17 protein-coding genes and 3 pseudogenes are annotated in these 26,849 nt (G+C 50.6%); 9 read left to right on the forward strand and 11 right to left on the reverse strand.

Features of this window, described 5'->3' with window-relative positions; all coding sequences use genetic code 11:
* Window positions 1-245 precede the first annotated feature (245 nt).
* The 3 genes from ASE07_RS18910 to ASE07_RS18920 form a co-directional block, all read right to left on the reverse strand.
* A complete protein-coding gene (locus ASE07_RS18910) occupies window positions 246-1,043 on the reverse strand; it encodes a hypothetical protein (protein ID WP_156396788.1) in 798 nt (265 codons plus the stop codon).
* A 131-nt stretch (window positions 1,044-1,174) separates the two neighbouring features.
* Entirely contained in the window at window positions 1,175-2,869 is a 1,695-nt protein-coding gene (locus ASE07_RS18915; RefSeq protein WP_057292378.1) for a DUF262 domain-containing protein, read from the reverse strand.
* Window positions 2,870-3,013: 144 nt separating this feature from the next.
* Window positions 3,014-3,739: a hypothetical protein gene (locus ASE07_RS18920; RefSeq protein WP_057292379.1), complete on the reverse strand. Its 726-nt coding sequence runs from the start codon at window positions 3,737-3,739 to the stop codon at window positions 3,014-3,016.
* 120 nt (window positions 3,740-3,859) lie between these two features.
* Here ASE07_RS18920 and ASE07_RS28275 point away from each other — a divergent pair, with 120 nt between their 5' ends.
* The 3 genes from ASE07_RS28275 (at window position 3,860) to ASE07_RS18930 (ending at window position 5,567) form a co-directional block, all read left to right on the forward strand.
* Window positions 3,860-4,018, forward strand: a complete 159-nt coding sequence (locus tag ASE07_RS28275; RefSeq protein ID WP_082584313.1) for an ADP-ribosylglycohydrolase family protein — start codon at window positions 3,860-3,862, stop codon at window positions 4,016-4,018.
* A 56-nt stretch (window positions 4,019-4,074) separates the two neighbouring features.
* Window positions 4,075-4,746 (forward strand): hypothetical protein, encoded by a 672-nt coding sequence (locus tag ASE07_RS18925; protein ID WP_057292380.1) that lies wholly within the window; start codon window positions 4,075-4,077, stop codon window positions 4,744-4,746.
* A 128-nt stretch (window positions 4,747-4,874) separates the two neighbouring features.
* Window positions 4,875-5,567, forward strand: a complete 693-nt coding sequence (locus ASE07_RS18930; RefSeq protein ID WP_235548538.1) for a DNA/RNA non-specific endonuclease — start codon at window positions 4,875-4,877, stop codon at window positions 5,565-5,567.
* 19 nt (window positions 5,568-5,586) lie between these two features.
* Here the strand turns inward: ASE07_RS18930 and ASE07_RS30835 are convergent, their stop codons facing one another.
* The 6 genes and pseudogenes from ASE07_RS30835 to ASE07_RS18955 form a co-directional block, all read right to left on the reverse strand.
* The gene (locus ASE07_RS30835) at window positions 5,587-5,757 is read right to left on the reverse strand and encodes an EAL domain-containing protein (protein ID WP_442946108.1); all 171 of its coding nucleotides are present in this window, start codon (window positions 5,755-5,757) and stop codon (window positions 5,587-5,589) included.
* A 60-nt stretch (window positions 5,758-5,817) separates the two neighbouring features.
* Window positions 5,818-6,086, reverse strand: a pseudogene (locus ASE07_RS29905) (EAL domain-containing protein); the annotation flags it as partial.
* An 8-nt stretch (window positions 6,087-6,094) separates the two neighbouring features.
* A pseudogene (locus tag ASE07_RS30840) lies at window positions 6,095-6,607 on the reverse strand (EAL domain-containing protein); the annotation flags it as partial.
* Between the two features lie 63 nt (window positions 6,608-6,670).
* Window positions 6,671-8,018, reverse strand: a pseudogene (locus ASE07_RS30845) (diguanylate cyclase domain-containing protein); the annotation flags it as partial.
* 260 nt (window positions 8,019-8,278) lie between these two features.
* Window positions 8,279-8,839 (reverse strand): PDC sensor domain-containing protein, encoded by a 561-nt coding sequence (locus ASE07_RS18950; protein ID WP_156396792.1) that lies wholly within the window; start codon window positions 8,837-8,839, stop codon window positions 8,279-8,281.
* Between the two features lie 454 nt (window positions 8,840-9,293).
* Window positions 9,294-12,353 (reverse strand): PAS domain S-box protein, encoded by a 3,060-nt coding sequence (locus ASE07_RS18955; RefSeq protein ID WP_057292386.1) that lies wholly within the window; start codon window positions 12,351-12,353, stop codon window positions 9,294-9,296.
* Between the two features lie 336 nt (window positions 12,354-12,689).
* Here ASE07_RS18955 and ASE07_RS28970 point away from each other — a divergent pair, with 336 nt between their 5' ends.
* The 4 genes from ASE07_RS28970 to ASE07_RS18975 all read left to right on the forward strand — a co-directional run bounded on the left by ASE07_RS28970 (window position 12,690) and on the right by ASE07_RS18975 (window position 22,657).
* Window positions 12,690-12,968: a DUF1488 family protein gene (locus ASE07_RS28970; protein ID WP_156396793.1), complete on the forward strand. Its 279-nt coding sequence runs from the start codon at window positions 12,690-12,692 to the stop codon at window positions 12,966-12,968.
* A 499-nt stretch (window positions 12,969-13,467) separates the two neighbouring features.
* A complete protein-coding gene (locus ASE07_RS18960; RefSeq protein WP_082584292.1) occupies window positions 13,468-13,941 on the forward strand; it encodes a LexA family protein in 474 nt (157 codons plus the stop codon).
* A complete protein-coding gene (locus ASE07_RS18965; RefSeq protein WP_057292387.1) occupies window positions 13,929-15,239 on the forward strand; it encodes a Y-family DNA polymerase in 1,311 nt (436 codons plus the stop codon). The genes ASE07_RS18960 and ASE07_RS18965 overlap by 13 nt, the downstream gene beginning before the upstream one ends.
* A gap of 1,448 nt (window positions 15,240-16,687) precedes the next feature.
* On the forward strand, window positions 16,688-22,657 hold the full coding sequence (locus ASE07_RS18975) for a DUF3320 domain-containing protein (protein WP_082584293.1): 5,970 nt from the start codon (window positions 16,688-16,690) through the stop codon (window positions 22,655-22,657).
* A 39-nt stretch (window positions 22,658-22,696) separates the two neighbouring features.
* Here ASE07_RS18975 and ASE07_RS18980 read toward each other — a convergent pair whose 3' ends face one another.
* Complete coding sequence (locus ASE07_RS18980) at window positions 22,697-23,260, reverse strand: RNA 2'-phosphotransferase (protein ID WP_057292389.1); 564 nt, start codon at window positions 23,258-23,260, stop codon at window positions 22,697-22,699.
* A gap of 164 nt (window positions 23,261-23,424) precedes the next feature.
* Here ASE07_RS18980 and ASE07_RS18985 point away from each other — a divergent pair, with 164 nt between their 5' ends.
* Entirely contained in the window at window positions 23,425-23,760 is a 336-nt protein-coding gene (locus ASE07_RS18985) for a hypothetical protein (protein ID WP_156396795.1), read from the forward strand.
* Window positions 23,761-24,702: 942 nt separating this feature from the next.
* On the forward strand, window positions 24,703-25,089 hold the full coding sequence (locus ASE07_RS18995) for a hypothetical protein (protein ID WP_057292392.1): 387 nt from the start codon (window positions 24,703-24,705) through the stop codon (window positions 25,087-25,089).
* A 642-nt stretch (window positions 25,090-25,731) separates the two neighbouring features.
* Here the strand turns inward: ASE07_RS18995 and ASE07_RS30850 are convergent.
* Window positions 25,732-26,115, reverse strand: coding sequence for an RNA 2'-phosphotransferase (locus ASE07_RS30850; RefSeq protein WP_442946109.1), 384 nt, complete (start codon window positions 26,113-26,115; stop codon window positions 25,732-25,734).
* Window positions 26,116-26,849 lie beyond the last annotated feature (734 nt).

Below are 26,849 nucleotides of genomic sequence, written 5' to 3' on the forward strand. Positions count from 1 at the left end.
CAGGGTGAGAGTATTCGAAGCTCCGGCCTCTACTTCCCGAACGCCCTGCTTATCACTAAACGGGCCCGTTTGTGAAACCGAATTTTATAGAAATCAACGACTTAGTATAAGTTGCGCGTAACTGTGCACAACAACGCGAAAGGAGAATATGCGGTAAATTGATGCAGCATCGAGCTATGAAAACTGTCGAGTAGTCTTGTTCCAAGCCCACATTGTCAGAAGTTAGTCGTCACATAATCTGCAACTTATTCAGCGTCCTCCCAAAATTTGTCGCCTTCGACGGGGCCGTCCCGCAGGCCAACTATGCCCAAATATAGAAGGATTGGGATGGTCTTACGACTCGCAGCACTCTGTAGGTCCAAAGCAAGCCAAGCAAGGCTGAGACCCCAGACAATTGGCCCAAGCCACTCAGCCCACCAAGGAAATCTTGTTGCAAGATGCTTAATAAGTTCCTCGGCCGCTTTTCTTCCAATAAATGCGGCAATCGCGGATACCGCAAGGCTTTGAACAATTATTGCAGTAATTTCTGGGCCAAGTATTGAAAGAAGCAGTGGTAAGAACCGTGCCTTGTTTTGTTTTAATTTATCAAGGAGTTCTTCTTGCTTGCCTTTGCCTACTCCTGCTTTGGTAAAAAGCTCACGTTGCTGCTCAGATGTTAGCGAAAAAAATGTTTTTTCAGCGGCGTACTTAACGAGTCGTTCGACTTTTGCTTCAAGGGTGCCGAGCGTTTTTTGTTTGATTTTCAGTTTTTTGCTTACATCTGAAACAATCTCTGCCGCGCTTACGCCCCCGAACTCGTTGCCCTTTACGTATTTTCTATAAGCATACGCAATCTCGGAGCTTCCCAAGTAACGAATTTCTCGCTCAAGAATTTGGCTTAACTCAAGTTTCCGTTTATCTGTTTTAAGGGCTTGATACGCACTAAGCAAACAGGTCAGCTCCTTGTCAGAGGAAAAATTTACGTAGCTATCCACTTGAGCTACTAGAAATTCGTAATCTGCTGCTTTGCATTTCATGAGCAACGCGGTCATTTCATACGACATCAATCTCCCCTTAGCGGGCTACTATAATTTTGTTTCGGCATATCAGGACGGCGTACGACGATGCCGATGGTCGCGACCACTTCTTACGGTCTAAGCAAGCCTGGCACTTCGATTCGTCATGGCCCCAATTGTCAATGGATTTTGAAGCGACTAAGGCAGAAGTCAATGACACCTTCCCGTCGAGTATCTACAGAGCCTTTATCAAAGGGGCCGGCTTGAATCGCGCCTCCCAAATTCCTCATGTCGCTAACTTGCGACGTCAAATAGCCTTGGACTTTGTTCACGGGTGCCTTGTTACTTACACCTTTGTTCAGTCCCTCCTCCAACAAGCATAGATTGCCAATTCGGTTCTTTTCATAGTCATAGTCCTCGCTGAAGCCGTAGGCACTGACGTCAAAGTCGGGCTCTCTGCTGAAGATGTGTTCAACTTGCAATCCCTTATATAGCTCAATAGAAGGGTTGTCTTTTGTGTATTCAGCCAAAATGTACTTTACTGCTCCGTTTTGGTAGACATCAGCGTCTAGATAATTTTTAAAATTATGGTCGCTCATAAACTTCTCGTTGAAGTTCACGAGATGGGTTGTAATTTCTGCGGTTGTCAGTTTGCCTTTTGCGACCTCCGAACTCAGCCAATACATGTCAGCTATCGGATTCGTGTTTTTCAACTTGTACACGCGCACTTCCGTCGTTTCCAGTAATGGAAGTAAGTCGGCTAACTTGCTCTGCATATGAAGCCTGACCAGCAGCGGATAGAGCGTTGCCGTAAATTCAAGGAACTGGAAGGGCTTACGATAGCCCGGTACGGTTTCGACATCTTGAACAAGTGCTGAGTAGGCTAGAGCGAAGTTCGTAAAATCGTCTAGGTATGCGAGGATGAACTGCTCAAGTTCATTTTCCTTGCTCTTCAGCTGTTCACATTTTAATTTCAGGTTCTCAAATACTGTCTCCGCACCATTACGGTTGTTCCAAGTTTCTGGAAACAGCCTTTCCGACGAATAATAGTGATGCGTGAAGATGGTGTTTTCTTCAAGGCGACCCAGTATTTTGAGCTTTTCCTTTTCAATCAACAGACTGTCATAGCTATCAAATATTTTCTCGAAACCGTCGTTAATTTTGGCGTTTAACTTCTCATGCAGATGCAGAGTTGAATAGAGCATCAGGATACTCTTCGTTTTATCGAGGATACGAAGCGGAAGTCCCCTGTCGTTGATGATGGAAAACATCTTAACGGCTTGGGCTTGGTTTTCAACGTTGAAAACCAGAACATGAATTCTCTCTTTGATAAAAACGATTCGCTCAGCGGCTTGTGTGGATGTCAAATGATGGGCTAATGCCATGAATTGCTGTTTCGCGGCATACATGAATCTCTGGCTTCGCTTGTTGTTCTTCGAAATATCAATATTGTTGAATTCGAAGATAAGCGAATTGAGGAAGTCGCCGTCGCCACCTAACGGCTCGAGCTTCAAGGCATCCGGTGTGCCGATAAGAGCACCCATTTGCTTTGTCTTGGCGACGTCATTGTCTAGCTTGTCAATTAATACGCTAAGAAGAATAAACAGCGTTGTGATGCGCTGTTGTCCGTCTATAACTTCATAAACAGTGTCGGTGTCAAGAATCGCCTGCGCACCATTATTTTTATTTTCTTTAAATGAAAGAGTTCCTACAAAGTGATGCATGTTGCTTGCAAGACTCTCTTCGATGTCTTGCCAGAGAGCTTTTCTCTCATTGTTCGTCCAGCTGTATTTTCTTTGATAGGTGGGGATAACGAACCTATTGCCATTGAAGATTGAGCCGATTGCCTCTGTCTGGCTTTTTGTAATTGACATGGAAGTAATTGGTTAACTATGTTGTTGTAATAAATCTGGATGAGCGGTTCTGCGAAAACGCGTCAGAGAGACATGTCCATGAGGACGTCGGCGCTAGGGAGATAGAGTAGGACTTTTCGAGGTGGCTAATGACTCTCCCGTCCATCACCGAGGCATCGCTCCACATGGGTTCCAAAGCGGAGAAATTTTCCCCGTCATCTGGAACGTTCCCGCATAAGTATTCGTGCCACGTTTAATATCGACCTCAAACGTTTTTGCGGACCGTAGCGCCGAAATGAGTTCATGCGGTTTTTCAGGGAAGACAATTTGACCTATCATGTCTATCCCCCATTTTTCGGTTTTTCGAATTCCGTCAATGACGGTTGATACCGTCGCAAAATAGCCCATAAAGTTGGGGTCATCCATCAACTTCTTGCCCTGCTCTGTCTTCTCTTTCTCGCTTAGTAATTGGCCATTGCGAATATAAATAAGGGCCTCAGGGACACTCGTGTCGCTATTACACCGAAGCGTCATCTCTAGTTTTCCGGCCTGTGCATGAACCGGTGTTGAAGGTGGGTAGAGCGCCTGTTCGCATCGTGCCTGCGCGGCCACTACGAGGTCACGGACGCCAGACTCGGACAACCCCGCAGCGTCGGGTTTCCTATTCTTTAACAAGTCTTCCTGGGCGGCGCGGAGCGTGGTGCGCTGGACAGAACTAAGGCGCGGCGAAATGTCTTTCCTTACGCAGGAGCAAAAATTCTGCGCGTCTCCAGTTGGCATCGATGTCATTTGAAAACCCTTCATGCAAAGGGATATCAAAAAATCTTCAGCCTGGTCTGCCCAAGCAGGAAAGGATGCCGAAAGTGCCACAAGTAAGAGGAATACACGCATGGGTAGCTATGGACGAAGTTTCGCATCATTCTATTGTATTTATGCAATTATTGTCTTATCTCGGATAATCCATTGCCAGCATTGCAAGCAGTGTTTTCCGTTGACTAGGCTAAGTCTGCTATCGCCCTTGGCAATGACACACATACTACTGCCTGCATTGCCGGAGGACTCGCCGGAATTCACTTTGGTTTCGAAGCGATTCCGTTGCGTTGGATGGACGCTTTGCGTGGCCGAGACTTGGTCAAGCCGCTTGAGAGGGCGTTGCTACTTCGAGCCTGACCCAGAGCATTGAACTGTGCGACACGCGCCGCCAACATAAATACAAGGAAGAGGATATGAGGATTGTTCAGCCAGCAGGAACTCGTGGAAGCTTGAAATGGATGCAACGGCTAGCATCGTCGTATCCGCAGTTGCTAGATGACGCGATGCGTGAGGCTGGCGGGCTACAAACGGGTGAAACAATCCGGTGGGTTTCGCCACGAAAGGACGATGAGTGGGCTGAATATCGTGACCGAGACTTCTTGGTGCAGGTTGGCCAAGAAAGACTGACGGAGGCGTTGGCAGGGTTTTGGCCGCGAGGTGGGCCGCAGTGGGATGCTCTAGGGGTTAGTAGCAATGGAACAGTGCTTTTGGTGGAGGCTAAAGCGCATTTGGCAGAACTAACTTCTACTTGCCAAGCATCACCCGCTTCGCGAGCCGTCATTCAAAAGTCGCTTGAGGCGACGAAGGCTGCATTTGGCGCCGCACCAAATGCAAATTGGCTAGAAGGCTATTACCAGTATGCCAATCGCCTCGCGCACCTGCATTTTTTTCAGAACCATCGTGTGCCCTCGAAGCTGATATTTGTCTACTTTATGGACGATGCCGATATGAAAGGGCCACGTTCGCCAAGTGAATGGAAAGAAGGACTTTCGCCTGTATATAAGCATCTAGGATTCGACTCATTGAACCATGTACCTGACTTGGTCAACCTTTATATCGACACCAAGGCTCTCGTTGCAATTTGATACCAAATCGTTGTTCGACTACGCTTTCATGCTGAATAGGTGTAGGTAGAATCGCTGGCGTGAAAACAGTCCTCATTGCGATATTTCTCCTCGCTTCATCATCCGTATATGCCAAGCAGCCAGTCACAATAACAGAGTCATCCGGCAGTTCGAACTTCCTAACATGTCCACAATTTTTTGCTGGTGCTACATCACCTCGCCTCAATAAGTCCTTTCAAATACCGCCACGTGCCCTGTGCTACCAGTCCTTCGCGGTCCTGTACTCGCCGCTCTCAAAAACTCCGGTGTTTGTAGCAGAGCGACTGAACAAAGCACAACTTGAAGATGCGAAAGGTGAGAAGCGCACAAACCGGTTCTTTGCTGACGCTCGACTGAAGAAGGCTGAACGCGCCGAACTGGACGATTACAAAGGTAGCGGATTTGACCGCGGACATATGGCTCCTGCGGGCGATATGCCTGATGCTCGTGCCATGGCTCAAAGCTTTTCACTGGCGAACATGATGCCTCAGACGCCGAAGAACAATCAAAAGCCTTGGAATGGGATTGAACAGGCAACACGCAAGTACGCATTGCGGGCAAAAGGAGACGTCTACGTCATCACCGGCCCGGTCTATGAAGGCAAGCCCAAGACGATTGGTGACAATCGGGTGTGGGTACCCAAATACCTATACAAGCTGGTCTACGACGCAACAACAGGGCGCGCCTGGGCACACTGGATTGAAAACAATGACGAAGCACGTGCGAGCAAACCAATTAGCTACGCTGAGCTGGTTCGAAGGACGGGCATTGACTTTCTATCAAAGGAAAAGGTTCTCGACTGACTACCGAAGAAGGTCCAATCTAATCAACCTCGATACGTCTCTCAAAATACTTGACGACCTCTTCTGGTGGCAGGGGCCGAGAGAATAAGTATCCCTGAATTTCATCGCACTCAAGAATTCGCAACGCTTGCAACTGCTTATCAGTTTCTACCCCTTCAGCAATGACGCGCATGCCCAATGCCTTCGCCATCGATATTATGGCCTTGAAAAAGACTTCACCCTCTTTGCTCCGGCCGAGCTGGTCGGTAANTGCTTATCAGTTTCTACCCCTTCAGCAATGACGCGCATGCCCAATGCCTTCGCCATCGATATTATGGCCTTGAAAAAGACTTCACCCTCTTTGCTCCGGCCGAGYTGGTCGGTAAATGACTTATCCACCTTTAATACATCCACATCAAGTTCTTGCAGAGTTGAAAGTGATGAATAACCAGTACCAAAGTCATCCAGATGAACAGAGACCCCCAATGCGTGGATAGCTTTCAGTTCATTGAAAACCTTGACCAGCGGCTGCGGGTCCACGTACGGCNCTTTAATACATCCACATCAAGTTCTTGCAGAGTTGAAAGTGATGAATAACCAGTACCAAAGTCATCCAGATGAACAGAGACCCCCAATGCGTGGATAGCTTTCAGTTCATTGAAAACCTGCTCGGAGTGGCTAGCCATGATGGATTCGGTCAACTCAATTTCAATCGACGACGGTGGGAGGTCGTAGCGGCGCAAAGCTGAATTCAGGAGCATACTGACACCGTTTTCGTGGAATTGCTTCGCAGATACATTAACGGATACAGGGAAGACGTTCAATCCTTGATTCCGCCATGCAGCGACTTGTTGACAAACCTTGTTCATCACGATTTCGCCGAGTTGTACAATCAAATGCGAGCTTTCGGCCGCTGCAATAAATTCTCCGGGAAAGATAAGGCCTTTTTCGGGATGGTGCCATCGAACCAATGCTTCCATGCCTACCGGGAGGCTGGATTTGACGTCAAATCGAGGTTGATAGTAGACGACAAACTGGTCCGCTTCAACTGCCAGAGTCAAGCTTCTTTGTAGCTCGGTCTGGTGGTGGATACGTGTGAATAGCTCTTGCTCGAAGAAGCGATNAGACGACAAACTGGTCCGCTTCAACTGCCAGAGTCAAGCTTCTTTGTAGCTCGGTCTGGTGGTGGATACGTGTGAATAGCTCTTGCTCGAAGAAGCGATGCCTGGTTGTCGGTTCTGCCTTTGCAGCGTACATTGCAATGTCGGCATTTCGGATTAGCGTTTCCACATCTCTCCCATCTTTAGGGAACATGCTAATTCCAATCGAAGCGCCTATCGCGAAACTACGCTGTTTAATCTCAAAAGGCTGCGCAAGCGCGTGACGAATTCGATTCGCTATTTCGRTAACGTGGTTTTCATGCGTTACACCTTCAAGCAAACCGATAAATTCATCTCCCCCAAATCGCGCCACGGTATCCCCAGGCCGAAGCACACTGCGGAGTCTCGACGATACCAGATGCAGCAGTTTGTCTCCYGTCGAATGTCCCCATGTATCRTTGATGTTTTTAAACTTGTCTAAATCAATAAAGAGGACGGCAATTGATTCGCCTCCCGCAGTGGCACGTTCGAATGCAGCAGGCAAATACTTTGTAAGCCAATGTCTGTTCGGMAGCTGGGTYAAGCTGTCACGTTCTGCCAGTTCGCTTTTTTCCTGCTCCAGCTTCTTACGKTCACTGATATCACGCAGTGTGACAATAATGCCGTCTTCGACCTGGACAAGTTTCCGATATATCCATTCTGGCCCTATGACACTTCCTTGTATTGTCTCGAATTCATCTTCATAAAAGCCYTTCTCCAATACGGTAGCTATTAATGCATTGATTCGTTTAAGGGRCTGGCYGCTATATAGAGTGCGATGTCGAATTCCGATAAGTTCACTACGAGAGCGACCGTATAGCTCTGCTCCKCGTTCATTGCAGTCAACGAGCTCGAAATCGATGTCATCTGTTGATTTGCAAGGGAGTCGCCGCCACATGTAAAAGCCTTCGTTTGCATGTTCGGTCGCCATCCGATATGCCTGCTTTACGGTTGTTTCTCTGTACTTTCGCCATTCAAGGCGAGCAGACATRACGAACGCAATGACGCCGAATAATGCCAATATAAGCCCGCYGGCGRTGCCAATATGGATATATCCTTTTTTAGCGTCAAAATAGGGCTGCAGAACRTCGGTCTGTCCGAGCCCGACTACAGCATGCAATGGATAGCCAGGCACCGGATGAGCACCGATATACCTGACTTCGTCATCGCGGAACCAGTCAGACTTCTTTGAAGTRATGAACGAAGCACTAGGATTCGAAATTGTTTCTTTTATGACTTTKGGTGTCAAAAGACTTTCTATGTCGTTGCCGATTTTCGCGGCTCGAAGGGCGCCGTCTGTACCTACCAAGGCCAATAYGCCTGWTGCACCCATTGTCGATTTATTAGCRGATTGCGCAAGAAAGCGTGTGCCAGTTGAAGCTGAAACGACGCCGTCAAAGTTGCCATTTTTTGACGATAATCGGCGCGTGAACGTGACAATCTCTTTATCTYCAAAACGTCCGGAAAYGGGTGGGCCAATAYGCAATTCCCGTGTTTGATTCGCTTGGTGAAACGTGAAGTAACTACGGTCCTTGACCGACGTACCGGCGGCGCCGGGCAAGGTACTCGACACAATAATGCCATCGCGGTTAATCAACGATATTGCGGCCAAAGTGGTCGGCGCGTGAACGTGACAATCTCTTTATCTTCAAAACGTCCGGAAACGGGTGGGCCAATATGCAATTCCCGTGTTTGATTCGCTTGGTGAAACGTGAAGTAACTACGGTCCTTGACCGACGTACCGGCGGCGCCGGGCAAGGTACTCGACACAATAATGCCATCGCGGTTAATCAACGATATTGCGGCCAAAGTGGTATCAACGAACTTGTCTTCTTTGTTGATTTCTTCGAGCCTCCACGTGCCGTTTGAGCGCTCCCAGTTGTTTTTCAAAAGGGCAGTYACATGGTCTAGTTCACCGATGGTACGGCCGATTTGGAGCGCATAGGTTTCCGCGAGGGACTTGGCTTCGCGTAAAGCGTGTTCTTCAAGGTGGTGGCGTGTATTTCGGAGTGATGAAATGAGTAACGCTGCGAGAACAATACCAAGTCCCAAACACGTCGCTGGCCATATTAAGGTTGCTTTTGGGTTTTGTCGTAGGAAACGCCACTTGTTTGGAAGAAGCCTGAAGCGTTGAGGATGAGGGTTGGCAACCATGTAACATTAGACCGACAAAGAGGGCTCACTGAAAGAGTTTCCCAGATGAAACTAATCGTAGTACAAAATGAGGCTGTTGTCTTGGGTTAGTGGTATTGATGCGTCGGTATAGGAAAGCCGAAGGTGGATTTCTTGGTGACAGACGATTTGGGTAATGCGGGTTCACCAAACTCAGCCTATGAACCATCATACCTTGTAGGCAGTACCAGACTGAGAAATCGGCATAATCAAAACACCCAGAGGCACCCGCGTATCCTGAATAGGAGCACAAAGGAGCGAACACCAGCATATCGAAGAGCCGCTCCCTCAAACGGAACGTCGGCGACCCGACCGATGTATTGTATTTGTATTACGGCGGATTACGGCTCAATCATTGGCTGAGCATGGCGCGTTGGATTGAATATTGGCTAGTTGCTTCGCGTCAGTCAAAAATCCCTGGAGCTGCATTTGATTTTCACTTCCTGTTCTGCACCTTCGTGAGCACCTCCAGAATCGCTCCATAACTTACCGGCTTGGTCAAGTGATAGTCGAATCCTGCCTCACGTGACTTTGAACGGTCTTCCATATTTCCCCATCCAGTCACCGCCGCCAAAACGATATCTTGCAACTGGGTCTCGCTACGAATCGCCCTGGCGACCTCATACCCGTCCATGCCGGGCATCCCGATATCCAGCAATGCCAGGTCCGGGTGCATCTCCTTAAGCATCATTAATGCTGATTTACCGTCATAGGTTGCAGTTACCGTATGGCCTTTCAATACCAGTAACTCCTTAAGAAGTTCAACCGCGTCTCGATTGTCGTCAGCGATAACGATATTTAGCGGGACTGCAGTAGTGGGCTCTTGAGACCGTTCTAAACGGTATGCATGTACAACATCAGTATCTCGCTGCTCTACTGGTAAGCGTATAGTGAAGGTACTGCCCAGTCCTACGCCGGGACTGGATACCAATATGCTGCCACCATGCTTTTCAGTGAGCCGCTTGACCAGGTTCAGTCCAATTCCAAGACCCCCTTGGGATTGGCCCAACCCGCGTCCGACTTGCGAAAACATCTGGAATAAATGTGACTGTTCCTCTGCTGCTATACCAATGCCATTGTCGGTCACCCTGATGGCCGCGGCATCATCTTCGCGCTGAAGCGACAGAATGATTCTGCCACCTTCGGGTGTGTACTTGGCGGCGTTAGTCAAAAGATTGCTGATGACCTGGCCCAGCCGGTTCTTGTCAGCATCAAGCCAGATAGGCTCCTCTGCCAAGTCGATGACCAACTCATGACGCCTTTCCTTAATCAGTGGCAGGCTGACTTCGACGGCATTCTGCATGATTTCATTTAGCAGATGCCGGTCCCGTTTCAGCTCAATCTTTCCACTATTTATGCGTGCCAAGTCCAGCAAATCATTCACCAGATGAACCAGATGGTCTACTTGGCGGTTCATCATTTCATGTACCTTGGCAATCGGCTCTGGTACGTCCATCGCCACATTCAACAAGTCCAGACCTGTACGAATTGGAGCGAGCGGATTGCGGAGCTCATGTGCCAAGGTAGCCAGGAACTCCCTTTGGCGACGATTAATTTGTGATAAATCAGCAGCCAAGCGTTGCAACTCTTCCTCATTCCGTTTTTGCTCAGTTATGTCGTTGAACAATAGTGCGACCTGACGTCCTGGCTCATTCCCCAAGCGAGTAACGGATATGTCAAACCACCGGCTGAGTACTTTAGAGTAGTCGATAAAACGCATTGACTGCCCGGTCTTGGCTACCTGGTCATAGTTGTCAAGCCAGGTCAATGTCGGTGATGAAACGACTTCACTCAATGTTTTGCCGACAACGTTACGCAAACCACTCAGTTTTTCCGCGGCGGGATTGGCTTCGAGGAAGCGGTAGTCTACGGCACAGCCGCTTTCATCGTGAATCAACTCGATGATGTAAAAACCTTCATCAATTGCATTGAACAAGGCGCCGTAGCGTTCCTCGCGTCGACGAAGTTTTTCTTCCGCGGCCTTCAGCGCAGTCACGTCAAGCGCTACTCCCGCTATCCATAATGGCGTGCCATCCTTTGCATATTCAACATTCCCGCGGATATGCAGGAACCGCCATCCACTTTCAGAGTTACGCACTCGATATATTTCGTGGTATGGCTGCCGATGATTGATTGCATGCTCTCTCCGCTGCCTTTCGAATTCAACATCATCGGGGTGAAGCTTGGTGAAGTACACCTCAGGCGGTAATCCTTCATCGCTCGATAGTTTGACGTCGAATAGCCGCGCAAGATTTGCGTCGCCATACATACGGTTGGCAACCAAGTCAAAGGTCCAGGTGCCAATGTCGCCTGCGCTCAAGATGGCTTCAAGACGGAAGTGTGCCTCTTTCAGCGCTAACTCAGTTTGCTTCTTTCCAGTAATGTCAGTGTTTGTGCCAATCCATTCACGGACGGAGCCATTGCTGTTTAGGAGGGGAACGCTGCGAGCACGCGTCCAACGATATTGCCCGCTTACGTGTTTTAAACGATATTCAATTTCGTAGGTACTACGCTCTAATATGGCCTTTGACCATGCTGCGGCAGCGAGCTCCCGGTCCTCCGGATGAATCGAATCTTGCCAACCAGAACCCCTCATCTCTTCAACAGATTGGCCGGTGAATGCCCGCCACGATGGTGAGTCCTTCATGCTCTCGCCATTGGCTTCACACCGCCAGAGTATCTGCGAAGTGGCATTTACCAACGACCGGAACAACTCTTCGCTTTCTGCCAGCGTGACCTGGGCCATTTTTTGCTCATGGATGTCTGTATAGGTGCCTATCCAGCGTACGACCCTTCCGCTGTTGTCACGTACGGGTTCACCTCGACATAGCACCCAACGGTATTCACCGGAGCCACTGCGCAATCGGAACTGAATGGAAAGCGGTGTGCCCGTGCGAATGGCGTGCATCCACGTATGCCCGGCGGTGGTACGGTCTTCGGGATAGACGAACGTCGCCCATCCATGTCCCTGTAGCTCACTCACTGAAGCCCCGGTGAAGTCGGTCATCCGTTCATTGCAATAGTCACCGCGACCGTCAGCTAAGGCTGACCAGACCATGTGCGGAGTTGCATTCACCATGGCCTTAAACTTGGCCTCGCTTTCCTGCAACTGGAGGGCTCCTGTCGCTTCGCGCAGGTTTTTTACGAAGCCGACAATGGAGCCGTCTTCCAGTTTGAGTGCCGTTAACACGCCGTCTGCGAAGAAGCGGGAGCCGTCTTTTCTGATGTGCCACCGTACACCAGGCGCGCTACCATTTTTGAGCGCCAGCTGCATTTCGTTCTGTGGCACCGCCACCGCCACGTCCTCAGCCGTAAACAGCACACTTACCTGCTTACCAATGACTTCGCTCGGGACCCAGCCAAAAAGGGATTGTGCGCCGAACGACCAATCAACGATGGTGCCGTCGATGTTAAGCGTAATAAGGGCCTGGGTCTGAAGATGGTCAAAGACCAAACGGATACGTTGGTCAAACGGAAGCTGGTCTAGGAATGGCATAGAGTCCACGAAGCAGTACGAGTAGGCTCGCTAAATTGGTTATTTATTTGCTTCAATTTTGCACATTTGAAAACATTCTATACCTTTCAACGACTTTTTCCTTCTCACATAAGTTGTCCACAGGCTTGAATCCAGAAAAAGTGGAAAACGTGAAGGCTTCCAAAAAGCTGATTCAGGTAGCTTCAAAGGGCTAAGCGACAAGAGATACGTTGCTGTAAACAATCTTGTATCCGGTTGTTGCATTTCATCTACGCGTACCTTGCATAGCCTAGTATGTAAGTAGACCAAAAGTATGTGACCAAACTTCAATCGACTCGCAACCGCCGGGAGAAAAGTATGGACAACAGTACACCCACGCGTCGAACTCCAGATGGCGTTATCTTCTCTATCAATATCGACGCCCAAGAAAGGGAATGTTTAATTTCGCGTGAAGCTCTCAATACACTTTCGCAATTGAAGAACATCGACAGTTCAGATGCTGATAGCCTTGAGCTTTTTAAAGCGTTCGAGACCTTCATTCGACCTGTAGCGCACTCACTCCTTGGTGGAAGAGTCCTTCAAACGCCTCTTCAGCTGACTCCGCAAAATATGAATGATGCTTACCGTAGCCGGTAAAATTCCATTTCTCAACTTATGTGATGACGTTAGCTGCCCAAACTGAAGGTGCGAAAGACCCCTCTTCTTGATACGTATTTTCCCCAATAGAGCAGGGAAGAAACTTCGGGCACATTCAGCCCGTGGTTTGAAAATAATCCATTTCCAGAGAGAGGTGGAGGAGACAGACGAAAGCCCACACTTTTTCCAAGTGTGGGCTTTTTACTGTCCAGATGTCCGGTCGAAACATAAAAAAGCCCATGTACTACAACCGACGGGGAGCATACATGGGCTAAATCCCCGTGTGGGGGAGGAGACTACCGAATCACAGCAAGTTACGAGCCAGCTATTCCCCCACATTACCTGTTTCAAAATCTGTTGATTCATTGCAGCGGCACCTGCATGACCGTTGCAGACAAACATCCTCCGTCCTGCTCAGCGTCAAAATTCTATCTTTTATTCTTGCCGACTTTGCTTTCAAAAAATATACTGTTTATATATACAGTATTTCTAGGCACCAATGTCATCCCTTGTCGACCTGAACGACCTGTCTACACTCGTCCCTATTGTCTGGCCCGCAAACCCAGGCAAACCAAAGAACATCCAGCGATTCTTGGTGAAGTGCCCGGCGGGTTTTCCTTCGCCAGCCGCTGACTATGTTGAATCAGGCCTCGACCTGAACGACTACCTCGTCAAGCATCGCGCATCAACATTCATGTTTGACGTATGCGGTGACTCGATGCGCAATGTCGGAATCCTGGATGGCGACAAGATTGTCGTTGACCGCTCCGTAGAGGCTCATCATGGGGACATCATTGTCGCCATCTTGAATGGCGAACATACCGTGAAGCGCTTGTATGTCAAAGACGGAATTGTAGAGCTCCGAGCGGAAAATCCGATGTACCGGCCTATACGCATCAAGGAGGCGGAGGAACTCCACGTCTTCGGTGTCGTAGTGGGAGTTGTCCGGAATATGCGACCATGTCAGCGATAGGGCACGATGGGCCGCTATATGCGCTCGTTGACTGCAACAACTTTTATTGCTCGTGCGAGCGCGTCTTCAATCCAAAGCTGGAAAATCGTCCGCTGGTCGTCCTTTCAAACAATGACGGTTGCGCGATTGCGCGCTCGAATGAAGCCAAGGCGCTCGGCATCCGTATGGGTGAGCCTTGGTTCAAACTACGGGACCTGGTGAAGCATCACGGCATCGTTGGCCTATCGTCGAATTACACCTTGTATGGCGACATGTCACAGCGCGTCATGCAGGTGTTGCGGGGCTTCACTCCAGACGTCGAGGTCTATTCCATTGATGAGAGCTTTCTTCGAATAGAGCGCATGCGTCTCCTGTGGGCAAACCATACCGCCATGGGCCAAGCCATTCGCGCACGAGTTCGACAATGGACGGGCATACCGGTATGCGTCGGAATCGGACCGACTAAGACGCTGGCGAAGCTCGCCAACCACATCGCCAAAAAGAATCCGGACTTCGGAGGAGTATTTGGCCTCGCCAGTTACCCGCCAGCGCAGCTTGACGCTTTGCTCGCTAACATCGATGTAGGCGAGCTCTGGGGTGTCGGGCGCCGTATTGCTGAAAAGCTGAAGAGTGCTGGAATTCATTCCGTGCAGGACTTGCGGCTGGTGCCCCCTAAGGTCATCCGAGCAAACTTTTCCGTCGTGATGGAGCGAACCGTCAGCGAGTTACAGGGGCTGCCTTGTCTGGAGCTTGAAGACATTGCACCGCCGAAAAAACAAATCGTTTCAAGTAAATCCTTCGGGGAGATGGTCGCAACCCTAGATGAACTCAGCGAGGCTTTGTCTTCGTACGTCACGCGCGCCGCGGAAAAGCTGCGTGAACAGGGAAGCGTTTGCGGAGCACTGCAGGTCTTTGTGATGACAAACCAGTTTCGGTCGGATGACGCGCAGTACAGCAATGGGATTGTCATACCGTTGCCCAATCCATCGAATAACACCCTCGACCTGGTCCAGGCGGCACTGTTTGGGCTCAAGGCTATCTATCGGCGGGGGTACTTGTACAAGAAGACTGGTGTCATGCTGCTCGACTTAGCTCCAGCGGGTCAAACCCAAGCATCACTGTTTGACCCGCTCGAAGAGCAGGCGAAGCACTCAGAATCATTGATGGCCGCGCTTGACGGGCTGAACAGGAGGTTTGGCCACGATACTTTGTGTGTCGCTGCGGCGGGGACGAGAAAGCGGTGGGCGGCAAAAGCTGAGAACAAGACGCCTTGTTATACGACGCGATGGAGTGAGCTGCCGAAAGCGTTTGCGCATTAGCTCTATCAACATCATGCATCGACATGACTGCTGCAGAAGCGTCGAAAACTAGCAACACTTTAATGGTAACTATGCGGTGTTTGGGCACGTCTTAACGAGAGCGCATCATGTTTTTATGCAATATTGTTTCTGCCTGGTTATGCATCGTCTGACGGAGTCATCTCGCAGTCTGTACTGTCCGAGCTAGGTCTTTCGTTCTATTGTCGCAGGCGGCCAAAACGGGTTCAATTCAACTTACAGGCGTGGTTCCAACAGAGGCCGCGCCAAAACTGGCGAAATCCAAAGAACATTTGAATCAGAAGGGGGCCTGAAACATGGAATATACATTGGTATTCCGTAGGTATGCTCCATTTGAAACTTTCGGTTTGGGTTTTGAAGGCGACGTTAGAACAGGACCGTCGACAAATTTAAAAGATACCGCCCGAACAATTGGGATAATTGGATTTTCTCCGGGCAGGGTGGGCGCACTGACAGCCCGTAGTGACGGCACTGCGTTCACCCTGCTTGGTCCGAAGGTGGCCAACTTATTAGGGAAACATATATCCAAGCTAACGTCATCGGTTTCAGTTTCTACTGCCACACATAGACTGTGTACGATTTACCGCACAGACTGCTGGTGCTAATCCAATGGTTCCGATGGCCCCTCCCATTGACACATTTGTTGACTTTGAGGCTGTCTTTCGTAAGCAGTCGCTCGAGGTCAACGGTGTCATGAGAGGTGATGATTTTCCTAATGCGGAAGCCTTCGTACTTGATTCAAAAGGTAGTGCCGCTTTACTTTTTGCATACGCCACTGACGGTGGCCAAAATACAGGTCCGATGACCCGTTTAGTTGGCAATAATTCAGGTCAATTACTCGGCGCTTTTAGGTGCGTAGTTACATTGGGCACAAGTGGAGAATTCAAGTAAGTTCAATTTAGTCTTCTCCCTAACTTAGCTTGACATCGCGGGAGAACCTGTAATTGATAACTCTTTACAAATTGGTTGGGAACTAGGTGATTGAGCGAACTGTATGGCAGCTCATTGTTGTGTTTCATTCGCAATCTAACGATATCTTTTTGACCTGTAACGTTCCAATAAAATTAATGACTTATAGGCACTGGCCAGTTGACGAAGTGTTTTGCGAAGTCAAAAAGGCGCTTCAGGAACAAAGTTTGGCCGACAGACATTATCGCTAAACTTGGCGGTGATGAGCTTGTTTTGATGTCGCTTGAGCTGTGATTTTGGCTTCAGCGCTATCTATTGGCCGAAGATGCCCGTACCAGTAAACGGACGTGGTTCCACGGCTAAACCCCTATACATTTCCCATAAATATGGGATGCAAGTACGAGTGGAGGCGGTCCTGTAAGGTTAAGTCTATGCAGTGACGCTTGCGGAATGGACACCCTTTGCAAGTCAGGCTACAGTGACCGGTCCTCCTTCGGGACACCAGAATTGCCGAGACTAGTATGAGTACAGAACAGGCCGCCGTTCCAAAAATTGACATACACATTGCAGAAGAATCGTTGAATCGATTCAACGAGGTCGTCGCGCCACTGCGGTTAGAGATACAGGCGGACGGCACTACTGGCTACGCGGCGATTCAAAACAACGTCCCAGTGGTACGTGGCTTCACAATTACGAACACCAGCGAAGTTCCTCAAGAGAACGTTGACGTTCTCATATTATGCTCACCGGCGTTCGCCGCGCCGGTGAGACTGCGGTTCGAACGGTTAGCGCCAGGGGAAAGTAGGAAAATCGCACCTCTGGACCTCAAACCTGACCACGGGTATCTCGCGCAATTGGATGAGTCGGAGCGAGCAACAATCTCAATAAGAGCGTTCGCCAATGAAAAGAAAATTGGGGAGGCCGCACACAGCATCGATGTCCTCGCGTACGAGCAATGGGCGGGCACTCGTTCGCTGCCAGAATTGCTTGCTGCATTCTGCATGCCTAATTCCCGTGTCGTCGACCAGCTGATTAGCAAGGCTTCGACGTTATTGCGGGACACGAACGCAGAGTTGCAGATGAGCGGGTACCAGGCCAAGAACCGCGAGAAGGTCTGGAAGCAGATATCTGCACTCTATAGCGCTATCAGTGCCGAAAACCTGCACTACTCGAATCCGCCTGCCTCGTTCGGAAACGACGGCCAGAAGATTCGTACTCCTGAACGCATACTGGACGGACGGGTAGGCACCTGTCTTGACCTCACCATGCTGTTTGCGTCTTGCCTTGAGCAGGCCGGCATCAATCCAGTCGTGCTTGTCAAAGAGGGGCATTCGTGGGTAGGCGCATGGTTGGTCGATACATGCTTTCCGACCGCACTGGTGGACGACGTGCAGTCTGTCCGGAAGCGCGTCAAGTCGGGTGAGTTTATTGTCTTCGAAACAACAGGTGTGGCAACTAGCCAGAAGCCGTCACTACGCTGGGCGTGCTCGACGGGGGAGGAATATCTGCATGAAGAGGCAACTTTCCTGTATGCGGTAGACATCCGTCGCGCCAGGGAAGTCCAGATTCGCCCGCTACCGTCTCGTTCAACCAACGTGGACCAACCGGTTCAAATCGCAGACTCGGCACCTCCGGCAATTGAGGACATGCCAGCGCTGCCTCCTCTGGACCCGCTGGCGGTGCCAGCCGTCGAAGTCACTGTCCCTGATACTCCTGAAGGACGTCTCGCTAAGTGGAAGAGCAAGTTGCTCGACCTGACCTTGCGGAACAAACTAATTAACTTCAAGCCGACAAAGACTTCGTTACGAGTCATTTGCCCGGACCCGAATGCCCTTGAAGACAGCCTCTCTGAAGGCAAGGAATTCAAGATTCGGCCGTTGCCGCAGCTGATGAGCGGCTCTGATACTCGTGAAGCAGCTGTTTTTACGGCACGAAACGGTGCTACTCCGCTTGATGCTCTTGCACTGGATGCTCTCGGTCGCCACGAGATTATTGTTGATGTACCGGAAGAAAGCCTCGAAGGACGACTTGTCGAAATTTTCCGAGCGGCCGGAACTGGCTTGGAGGAAGGCGGTGCGAACACGCTGTTCATGTCATTCGGCCTCCTGCAGTGGCAAGAAGACAAGGACGCCGAAGCACAGCATCTGGCGCCCATACTCCTCATCCCTGTGACGCTGTCCCGGCAATCAGTGCGCAGCGGTTTCCGTCTTACGCGGCATGACGACGACGCCTTGGTCAACCCTACGCTCGTCCAGAAACTCTGGCAGGACTTCAACCTGAAGCTGCCGTCGTTCGACGTCCTTCCTGCCGACGAAAAGGGAATCGATGTCGGCAAAGTGCTCCAGACGTTCCGATTGCACGTGGCAGAGCTGAAAGGATGGGAGGTCAAGGACCAGGTCCACCTCGGTATTTTCTCGTTCACAAAGTACCTGATGTGGAAGGACCTTCAAGACCGGCATCAGCAATTGCAGGCGAACAGCGTTGTTTCCCATCTCATCAACAATCCAGGACAAGCGTTCGCAGGGAACGACATCGGTTTCGAGCCAAGCACTCTTGACCAAACCCATCGACCCCAAGACTTGTTTGCGCCGCTGTTATCTGATTCGTCGCAGCTACGCGCTATTTGTGTCGCCAGTGATGGCAAGAACCTGGTGGTCGAAGGCCCGCCCGGAACCGGTAAGAGCCAGACAATTACCAACCTTATCTCCCACCTGCTGGCGACAGGAAAAACCGTTCTGTTCGTGTCAGAGAAAATGGCGGCGCTGGAAGTTGTACATCGCCGGCTTAATTCTCTTGGACTTGGGGCATTCTGCCTAGAGCTTCACTCTTCGAAGGCAAAGAAGGCAGAAGTACTCAAGCAGCTAGGAACGGCACTCGATGCGGCAAGCTCGAAGACCGTCAAGGAATGGGAAATAGAGGCGGAGAGGTTGGGAACGCTTCGCCAGGAACTAAATGGCGTAGCAACCGCGTTGCATCGAATCTATCCAAACGACCTCACCGTTTTTGAGGCCATCGGTACCTGCATCAAGTATGGCAGCAAGCGCCCAGCACACCTGAGCTGGGCGGACGCCAATACCCATACCCGCTCCGAACTCGAGACATTACGCGAGACCGCACGTCAGATGGCCGCACTTGCAAGCCAGCTTTCTGACCTTCGTACTCACCCGTTGTCGGCTATTCGGCGCGGTGATTGGACTCCAAGCTGGCAACAGGAATTGTTAGACGCGGCTACGGCCTTGGAAAAAGCGGTGTCCGACCTACAGTCCAGCACTAGTGACACGCTCAAGCTTTTCGGATTAGATGTGTCGCTGTTTTCGCTGCGTGACTTCGAATCATTCGACCGCCTTGCCGATACCCTTATTCGGGCACCACGAGTGCCGGCAGGCGTTGCAAAGGCGGCTCACGACGAGTCGGCCCGGGCCAGACTAGCAATACTGCGTCAGCACGGCATAGCCCGCAAGTCGGCTTGGGATTCACTTGGTGGAGCGTATCGCGAGGATGTGGTCACCTTAAACGCTGCAGAAATAAAACTTCAATGGGCTGAGGCCCAGTCTACTTGGTGGCCGAAAAAATGGTTCGCAAAACGGTCTGTCACTTCCAGATTGCGGTTGTTCCGCAACGACCAAAACCGGCCAGATGAAGGTGATGTGGCGTCGTTACTGGAAGCCCTCGCAAAAGTAAATGCAGAAGACAAAATGCTGGAGTCTATGGCAGGCGAGGCATCCACTCTACTGCTAGAGCAGTATGTCTCGTCCAAGACTGACTGGGATGTCGTGGCCGAAAGCGCAAAGTGGGCCGAGGAATTTGCAGATGCAGTCGCCCGTATGGCAGGGAGCGACCCGGAAGCGGCACGAAGCTTGCGGGAAAAACTACAGCCGTTCGTTACAGAGAATCGTTCAATGCTCAAGGGCGATGGAGCTGTTGGCGCCAACCTTGTGAAATACAGAGACGGCTACCGAGATTTGTTGTCAAAAATGCAGGTAATTGTTGAGTTAGGCAGCTGCGAGTCCGGGCTTGGCCTGGACCCTGTTACACCGGCTGTTATATCTCGTCTTCTCGGCATCCTCCAAGGATGGAGTAGAGCACAGCGACAGTTGCAACCTTGGTGCCTGTGGCAGAGTTCCCGTGCCAAAGCGATTGCTCAAGGATTACAGGGTTTGGTCGTTGCACTTGAAGGCGGCGACGTTTCGTTGGCCGAGGTGCCCGAATACTTTGAATACAGCTACCGGAGCTGGTGGGTCAAGAAAGCTATCGACCGCGAACCGACCTTGTGCACGTTTTCGAGCGCCGACCATGAGCGGAAAATTTCGGAGTTTCAGGCAGCCGACGCACGCTTCCAAAAACTGACCCAGCAATATGTCGCTGCCAAGTTGGCTGGACACATCCCGTCGATGGGCCTCCTTATACCCGGTGTAGAGTCAGAAATGGGCAAATTACGCCGCGAACTTCAGAAACAGCGTAAGCACATGCCTATTCGTCAGCTTGTGCAGAACCTGCCGACTTTGCTGCCAAAGCTGAAGCCATGTCTTCTGATGTCTCCGCTCTCCGTTGCCCAGTACCTTGATGCGGCCCATGCGCAGTTTGACGTCGTTGTATTCGACGAAGCATCCCAAATTCCGGTCTGGGATGCCGTGGGAGCAATTGCCCGCGGAAAACAGCTGATTTGCGTTGGTGACCCGAAGCAGCTGCCGCCGACGAACTTCTTCAATCGCGTGGATGATTCAAGCGAAGGGGTTGGAGAAGATGACATTCAGGATTTGGAAAGCATTTTGGACGAGTGCTTGAGTATTGGCATGCTAAAGCTTGGGTTGAACTGGCACTACCGGAGTAAACACGAAAGTCTCATTACCTTCAGCAACGTAACGTACTACGACAACAGGCTGGTCACCTTCCCATCGCCCGTTACCGAGGACCGCGGAGTTCACTTTGAGCACGTAAAGGGTGTGTACGACCGTGGGGGCTCGCGAACGAACAGAGCTGAAGCCGATGCTATCGTAAAATCTATTGAGAATCACTTCCTTGACCGGTCAAAGCGCCGCCAGACACTTGGCGTCGTCACGTTCAACCAAGCACAGCAGAGTCTCATCGAGAAACTTCTCGACGAGCGCAGACGAGCGTCCGCCGAATTGGACCAGGCAATTGCGCAAGGGAGTACCGAGCCGCTGTTCATCAAGAACCTTGAAAACGTCCAAGGTGATGAGCGGGATATTATCTATTTCTCAATCACATATGGTCCGGATGCTTCTGGCAAAGTCAGCCTCAACTTCGGACCGCTGAACCTCGAAGGTGGCCACCGTCGCCTGAACGTCGCGGTTTCGCGTGCGCGTCAAGGCGTCGTTATCTTCAGTACTCTGTTGCCGGAGCATATCGACCTGTCCAAAGTTCGCGCGGCCGGCGTGCGAGACCTGAAAAATTACCTCGAATTTGCAATCAGAGGTCCGAGAGCGCTTGTAGAGCAGAGCATCCCTACTGGACAGGAACCTGATAGCCCGTTCGAGTGTGAAGTCATTTCCGCATTGCGCGAAAAAGGCTGGGAAGTGCATCCGCAAGTTGGCGTTTCCGGATACCGGATTGATATTGGTGTCGTTGACCCTCGCGCACCCGGGCGGTACCTCTTGGGCGTCGAGTGCGACGGTCGCACCTACCACTCCGGTGCGACGGCTCGCGACCGTGATAGGTTGCGGCAGCATGTGTTGGAGGGGCTGGGTTGGAAGCTACATCGCATATGGTCCACAGATTGGTGGCTGAATCCTGAAGAGCCAATGCGGAAGCTATTGGCGAAACTGGAGCAACTCGTTGTGGACGAGCCTGAGGCGCCCGAGTCCAGCGGGGTAGACGGGACAGATGCTGAAGCAGTGGCCGCCTTAGCTCCTTCGGAGGTCGACCACGTTCCTAGGGATATCGCTTCGCACAGTGACGCACCGGCACCGGCTGAGACATTGCCTCGCTACGCTGCAGCGGTACTGGAGACAAGCAAACCCGAGTTGTTTTACGACGGACACTCAGATGCGAAACTGAAAAATCAGCTCTTGTATGTCATCAATCAGGAAGGACCAGTACTAGAGTCGGTGCTTTTCCGGCGCGTAGCCCGTTCCTGGGATTTGTCGCGTACTGGACGGCGAATCGAAGAGCGATTGAAGTCACTCGCACCTGGCAAGCTAGCTCGCGATTCCGGCGGTTTGACTGTTTATTGGCCAGAGAATGTCGTACCGAACGAGTGGGATGGTTTCCGGCTTTCAGGAAGCGATGCAGAATCCAAACGAGGCCTCGATGAAGTTGCACCGGAGGAGTTGGGTAATTTGGCATTGTTTGTCCTTTCCCAAGAAGGAAGTACTCGAGTGGTTGACTTACAGCGGGCGGTCTGCAAGCTTTTGGGAGTCTCTCGCCTTACAAGCGATGCAGAAGCACGACTGAGTAAAGCATTCACTATTGGGCGAGCAGCTAAGATAATGGTCATTGAAAACGACACTGCTTCATTGAGGCGGACGTAGTTCCTCGTCATACCATTCGTTGGAACTATGGAGGCAGGGTTACAGTGTCGTTGATGTTCCATTTTCCGGAAGACGGAGATATTGTGGCGGAACGCTAGAAATCAGCCAAACCCCATTGTCAGCATGGCGGAATTGATAGCCATCCCGTACCATTGGAAACGTTTCGATAATTAGAACTACCGGTTCGCCTCGGCGCGCGCCCACAGCTTCAGCCGTTTCCCGGTTTGCAGAGAGATGGACGTCTTGGCGGCGTCCAGGCAGTAAGCCGTGCTTGCGGATGGACGCCGTAAATCTCTGTACGGTACCGTGGTAAAGCACAGGTGGTGGCGTCTTGACGGGCAATTTCAGGTCCACGGCCACAGAATGCCCTTGGGCAGCACGGATTCGCAGTCTGTCTTCGCTCAATGTAAATCGTTGCTTGTCGCTCTCCGCGACAATTTGAAGCAGCTCATCGCGATTAATGGGAGTACCTGCCGCTGCAGCTTTTGCTATCAATTCTGCAACGTCAGTCCAGCCTCGTTTGTCGAGCGTAATACCGATGGCATCTGGCCGATGTCGCAACCATCGCGAGAGCATTTTGCTTTTGTCCTTCAGTGCGTCCATTCGCTACACACCCTTTCCGCTTTACGGTCAATCAAGGCCGAGCATGAGGCGTCAACCCGGTCCGAAAAATATTCAAAAAATGTGATGCGTTTTAGCGAGTTATGCCTATACGAACAGTGGTCGATTTGCTTCCACGTTTCGTTATTAACTATAGGACAACCAAAATGCTGCAAGAAATTCAATTACTCGAAGAACAATATCGCGATGCTCACAAAGCGTGGCTGGACGCTGTGCGGGTGTTGAATGAGCTTCGTCCGAAATACATGGCGGCAAAAGAGGTCCACGACCGAGCTCATGACATGCATCTCTCATTGAAAGAACACGGATATGAAGTTGAAGCAGAGGCGCTCGAACCGATGCGCTTGAACTTCGAGAAAGCATTAGCCAAGTTTGCCGAGCCCTATCGAAAGGCCGACGCAGAGTGCCGGCTTGCTGACAAAGCTGCGGAAGATTGCGGAGCCCGTCTTGAAGCTGCGAAAAAAGCGGCCGATTTGGCATAGCCGGATTCAACGCAAATACTTTCAGACGGCACTCCGTAAGCTGAGCAATAATTCTTCCTAACTTCAAAGGCTTGCCGCGGTATCGGCAAGCCTCATCGTTTTCAGCGACCAGTCTTACCGCGGTGTCAGGCCGCGTTTGTCCAATGTAATGTCGATTGCATCTGGTCGATGTCGCAGTCATCGCGAGACCATCTAGTTTTTATCACGCAGAGCGGTCATTTGCTATGCGTCCCTTCAGAGGATGCCGAATTCAGTATCTACGACAGATGTTGTGCTCAAGCCGGCAGTATCATTTCGCGCGCAACCACAGCACTTTGTCGCTCGAACAAGGTTGCGCCGTTTTCAAGACGCGCGGCGGCGGCAGCAAGTGCGGCGTTGTATTCTGCGACGGTTTTCGGAAGCGCATATGGTGCATTGGTAAGGAGCCGAAATACAACCAGCTCCGTTTCGGTAAGTCGTAAGGTTGAATTCACTCTTAGCATAACGTTAATAATAAAGGGAAACGTTCTACGGTGGGGGGAATCATATTGAATCGTTGCCAACCTCTGAGATTCAAAACAAAGTAAGTTCAATCGATTCGCGGCTAGCGAAGATTGAACGACGGTCTCTTTTGCCGCGATACTGACTCGGACAGGTTTCACGGCTTTGTTTTATGATGTCACGGGCTCCCCAAGCTTAAGAATTTTGCGTACATCTTTCAGTCCAGCGATGCCAATAATGGTTCCGTTTGCCAGGTCTGGTAACGAGTTCTGAATGCCATTCACCATATCAAATGGGCACCGCAAAAAGGCGACATCTCCTGTCTTGGCCGGAGGAGATTGGCAGCAATCCTAAGCCTCAAAATAATTTTCAGAAAATGTGATGCGTCTTTGCAGGTAGTGCCTATACGTACCAGCGGTCGAGTTGTTTCCACCTTCCATTATTAACTATAGGACAAGTAAAATGCTGCAAGAAATTCAACTCCTCGAAGAGCAGTATCGTGATGCCCACAACGCCTGGCGTGACGCCGTACAGGCGGTAGATGAACTTCGTTCCCGATACGAAGCGGCGAAGGAACTCCACAACCGAGCGCATGACCTGCACGCCACATTGAAAGAACACGGATTTCAAGTTGAATCAGATGCACTTTGGCCGATGGTCTTGCAATTTAAAACGGCATTGCTCGAAGTGACGACTCCATATGTCAGGGCCGACGACGCGTATAGGCTTGCTGACAAAGATGTTGAAGAGTGTCTCACTCGTCTTGAAGCTGCGAAAAAGGCGGCCGGTTTTGGCATAGCCGAAGTCAAATCGAATACTTTCAGACGGCCAACGCGCTCCGTAAGCTGAGCAATAATTCTTCCAACCTCCAAATGGCTTGCCACGGTATCGGCAAGCCTTTTCCTTTGCAGTATGCACTCGGCCTTCGGGCATCTGGAAGTTGCTACTGGTCAGGCTCTTTGCATACCCCCGGCACCGGCCATCCGAGTAATTCTGCAACGCGCCTGAACGCCCATCTCAATTGAGCTTCTGTTCCGTATCGACCTCCGGCAGCGACGGCTCGTTCGAAGTACTGTGCAATGATGTCGTGCTCCGACATATGCGCCCGTTTTCCCCGTTTCGTTTCTGGACACTGCTTCACGAAGTGCTGGACCAACGATTCGCTATATGCCCAATCGTGCCGCCTCTCTGGGGGCGTATTCCCGGGGATGTAAAACTTTCCCTCAAATTTGACCATAGCAAATTTCGGCTGCGTGCCACCGACGGCGCTCGCGATGTCGACACATGGATAGTCTGTAGGAACCTCGTCATAATTTGGAGTATCTGCCATGTTTTCTGTCTGGCGGGTGGGCGTTATGTTCGATTTAATAAAGACGATTGCCACAATTGCGATGAGAAGCCTCGAAGCCGTCAACCCAACGGGCACTGCAATCAATAATATTGATGCACATTATTCGTCGCTAAGTAAATCACAAATGATTGAAGACATTTTTAGGGGTTCCTGTAGTGATTTTCGGCTTTCATCAGGATTGATTTAGTCATCATTCCGCCTACAAGATGTAGCGGCCCCCGAGGAGGTAGGATTAGAACCGCTATGATGTTTCGTTTCTCGGAAACCGAATATATTTTGTTGGCACGTTTGAGATAAGCCAAACCCCATTTGTCCGCACACCTGAATTCAAAACCGTCCCGGACCATAGAATGCGCTTCAATAACAAGAACAACCGGTGTACCTCGTCGCGCTGCCACTGTCATACCACGAACCCCATTCGTAGAAAGGCACACGTCGTTGCGGCTGCCAGGGACAAGACCATGGTCGCGAATCCGAGGCATGAGATTTCTGACGATACCGTGGAATAAAAATGGGGCGGCGATATAACCGACGAGGTTAGGTCTGCGGGTTTAGAGTGCTTTTGGGCTCTGAGGGAAACCGTCGTAGGTGTATGCAGCCATGATTTAAAAGACATAACTATCGCTATCTGCTTCTATAGATTTCTTTGACTCCGGCGAATGACACTGGCGAATTCCAATTGCCTGCGCTTCTATAAATCGTTATCCCTGAAGACAGAAAGAAGATATGTGTGCCGTCCTGTGTTGAAACAATCTGCTCAATAGGTTCAAGGATGAACCCGTTCTGTGCAACCGATGGCATTCGTGAATAGAGGCGAAGCTCTGTCCATGTATTTCCTTGTAGCCGTCTAACTAAGGTAAGAGCGCTCTCAAGCTCAGCAAGAATGTACGTGGTCACAGATGGCAAGCCGTCAGCGTGAGAACAACTCTCGACTTGGAACCAAGCGTCGTTAGGGATGGCAACCATTGACCAACGGCGGACACCGCGTTCCGGGCTTTCGAGTGCGTCACGTATTTGGGTGTTAATGGAGCCTGCAAATTCCAACATCTATCAACCTTTGCAAATTAACAATAATTCTTCTTATTCGAAGAAAACGACTCAGCTGGAAAAGCGGTTTCCTCGCGGTAGTCAAATCAACTTCCGCTACTGATAAGGGAGTAACCACACTTCCATCCGGACCTTTCGATGCATCTGCACGGAACGAAATACAGCCAACTTTCCAAGGAGGCAGTTCATATTTTCACCTCGTCACATCGAC

Origin of the sequence: Noviherbaspirillum sp. Root189, assembly GCF_001428545.1 — a bacterium.
GTDB lineage: Bacteria > Pseudomonadota > Gammaproteobacteria > Burkholderiales > Burkholderiaceae_D > Noviherbaspirillum.

Excerpts from the sequence above, each read along its gene's own strand:
- ASE07_RS18910 (WP_156396788.1), bottom strand. The coding sequence starts at position 1,043 with ATGTCGTATGAAATGACCGCGTTGCTCATGAAATGCAAAGCAGCAGAT.
- ASE07_RS18915 (WP_057292378.1), bottom strand. The coding sequence starts at position 2,869 with ATGTCAATTACAAAAAGCCAGACAGAGGCAATCGGCTCAATCTTCAAT.
- ASE07_RS18920 (WP_057292379.1), bottom strand. The coding sequence starts at position 3,739 with ATGCGTGTATTCCTCTTACTTGTGGCACTTTCGGCATCCTTTCCTGCT.
- ASE07_RS18925 (WP_057292380.1), top strand. The coding sequence starts at position 4,075 with ATGAGGATTGTTCAGCCAGCAGGAACTCGTGGAAGCTTGAAATGGATG.
- ASE07_RS30835 (WP_442946108.1), bottom strand. The coding sequence starts at position 5,757 with ATGGCGAAGGCATTGGGCATGCGCGTCATTGCTGAAGGGGTAGAAACT.
- ASE07_RS18955 (WP_057292386.1), bottom strand. The coding sequence starts at position 12,353 with ATGCCATTCCTAGACCAGCTTCCGTTTGACCAACGTATCCGTTTGGTC.
- ASE07_RS28970 (WP_156396793.1), top strand. The coding sequence starts at position 12,690 with ATGGACAACAGTACACCCACGCGTCGAACTCCAGATGGCGTTATCTTC.
- ASE07_RS18960 (WP_082584292.1), top strand. The coding sequence starts at position 13,468 with ATGTCATCCCTTGTCGACCTGAACGACCTGTCTACACTCGTCCCTATT.
- ASE07_RS18965 (WP_057292387.1), top strand. The coding sequence starts at position 13,929 with ATGTCAGCGATAGGGCACGATGGGCCGCTATATGCGCTCGTTGACTGC.
- ASE07_RS18975 (WP_082584293.1), top strand. The coding sequence starts at position 16,688 with ATGAGTACAGAACAGGCCGCCGTTCCAAAAATTGACATACACATTGCA.
- ASE07_RS18980 (WP_057292389.1), bottom strand. The coding sequence starts at position 23,260 with ATGGACGCACTGAAGGACAAAAGCAAAATGCTCTCGCGATGGTTGCGA.
- ASE07_RS18985 (WP_156396795.1), top strand. The coding sequence starts at position 23,425 with ATGCTGCAAGAAATTCAATTACTCGAAGAACAATATCGCGATGCTCAC.
- ASE07_RS18995 (WP_057292392.1), top strand. The coding sequence starts at position 24,703 with ATGCTGCAAGAAATTCAACTCCTCGAAGAGCAGTATCGTGATGCCCAC.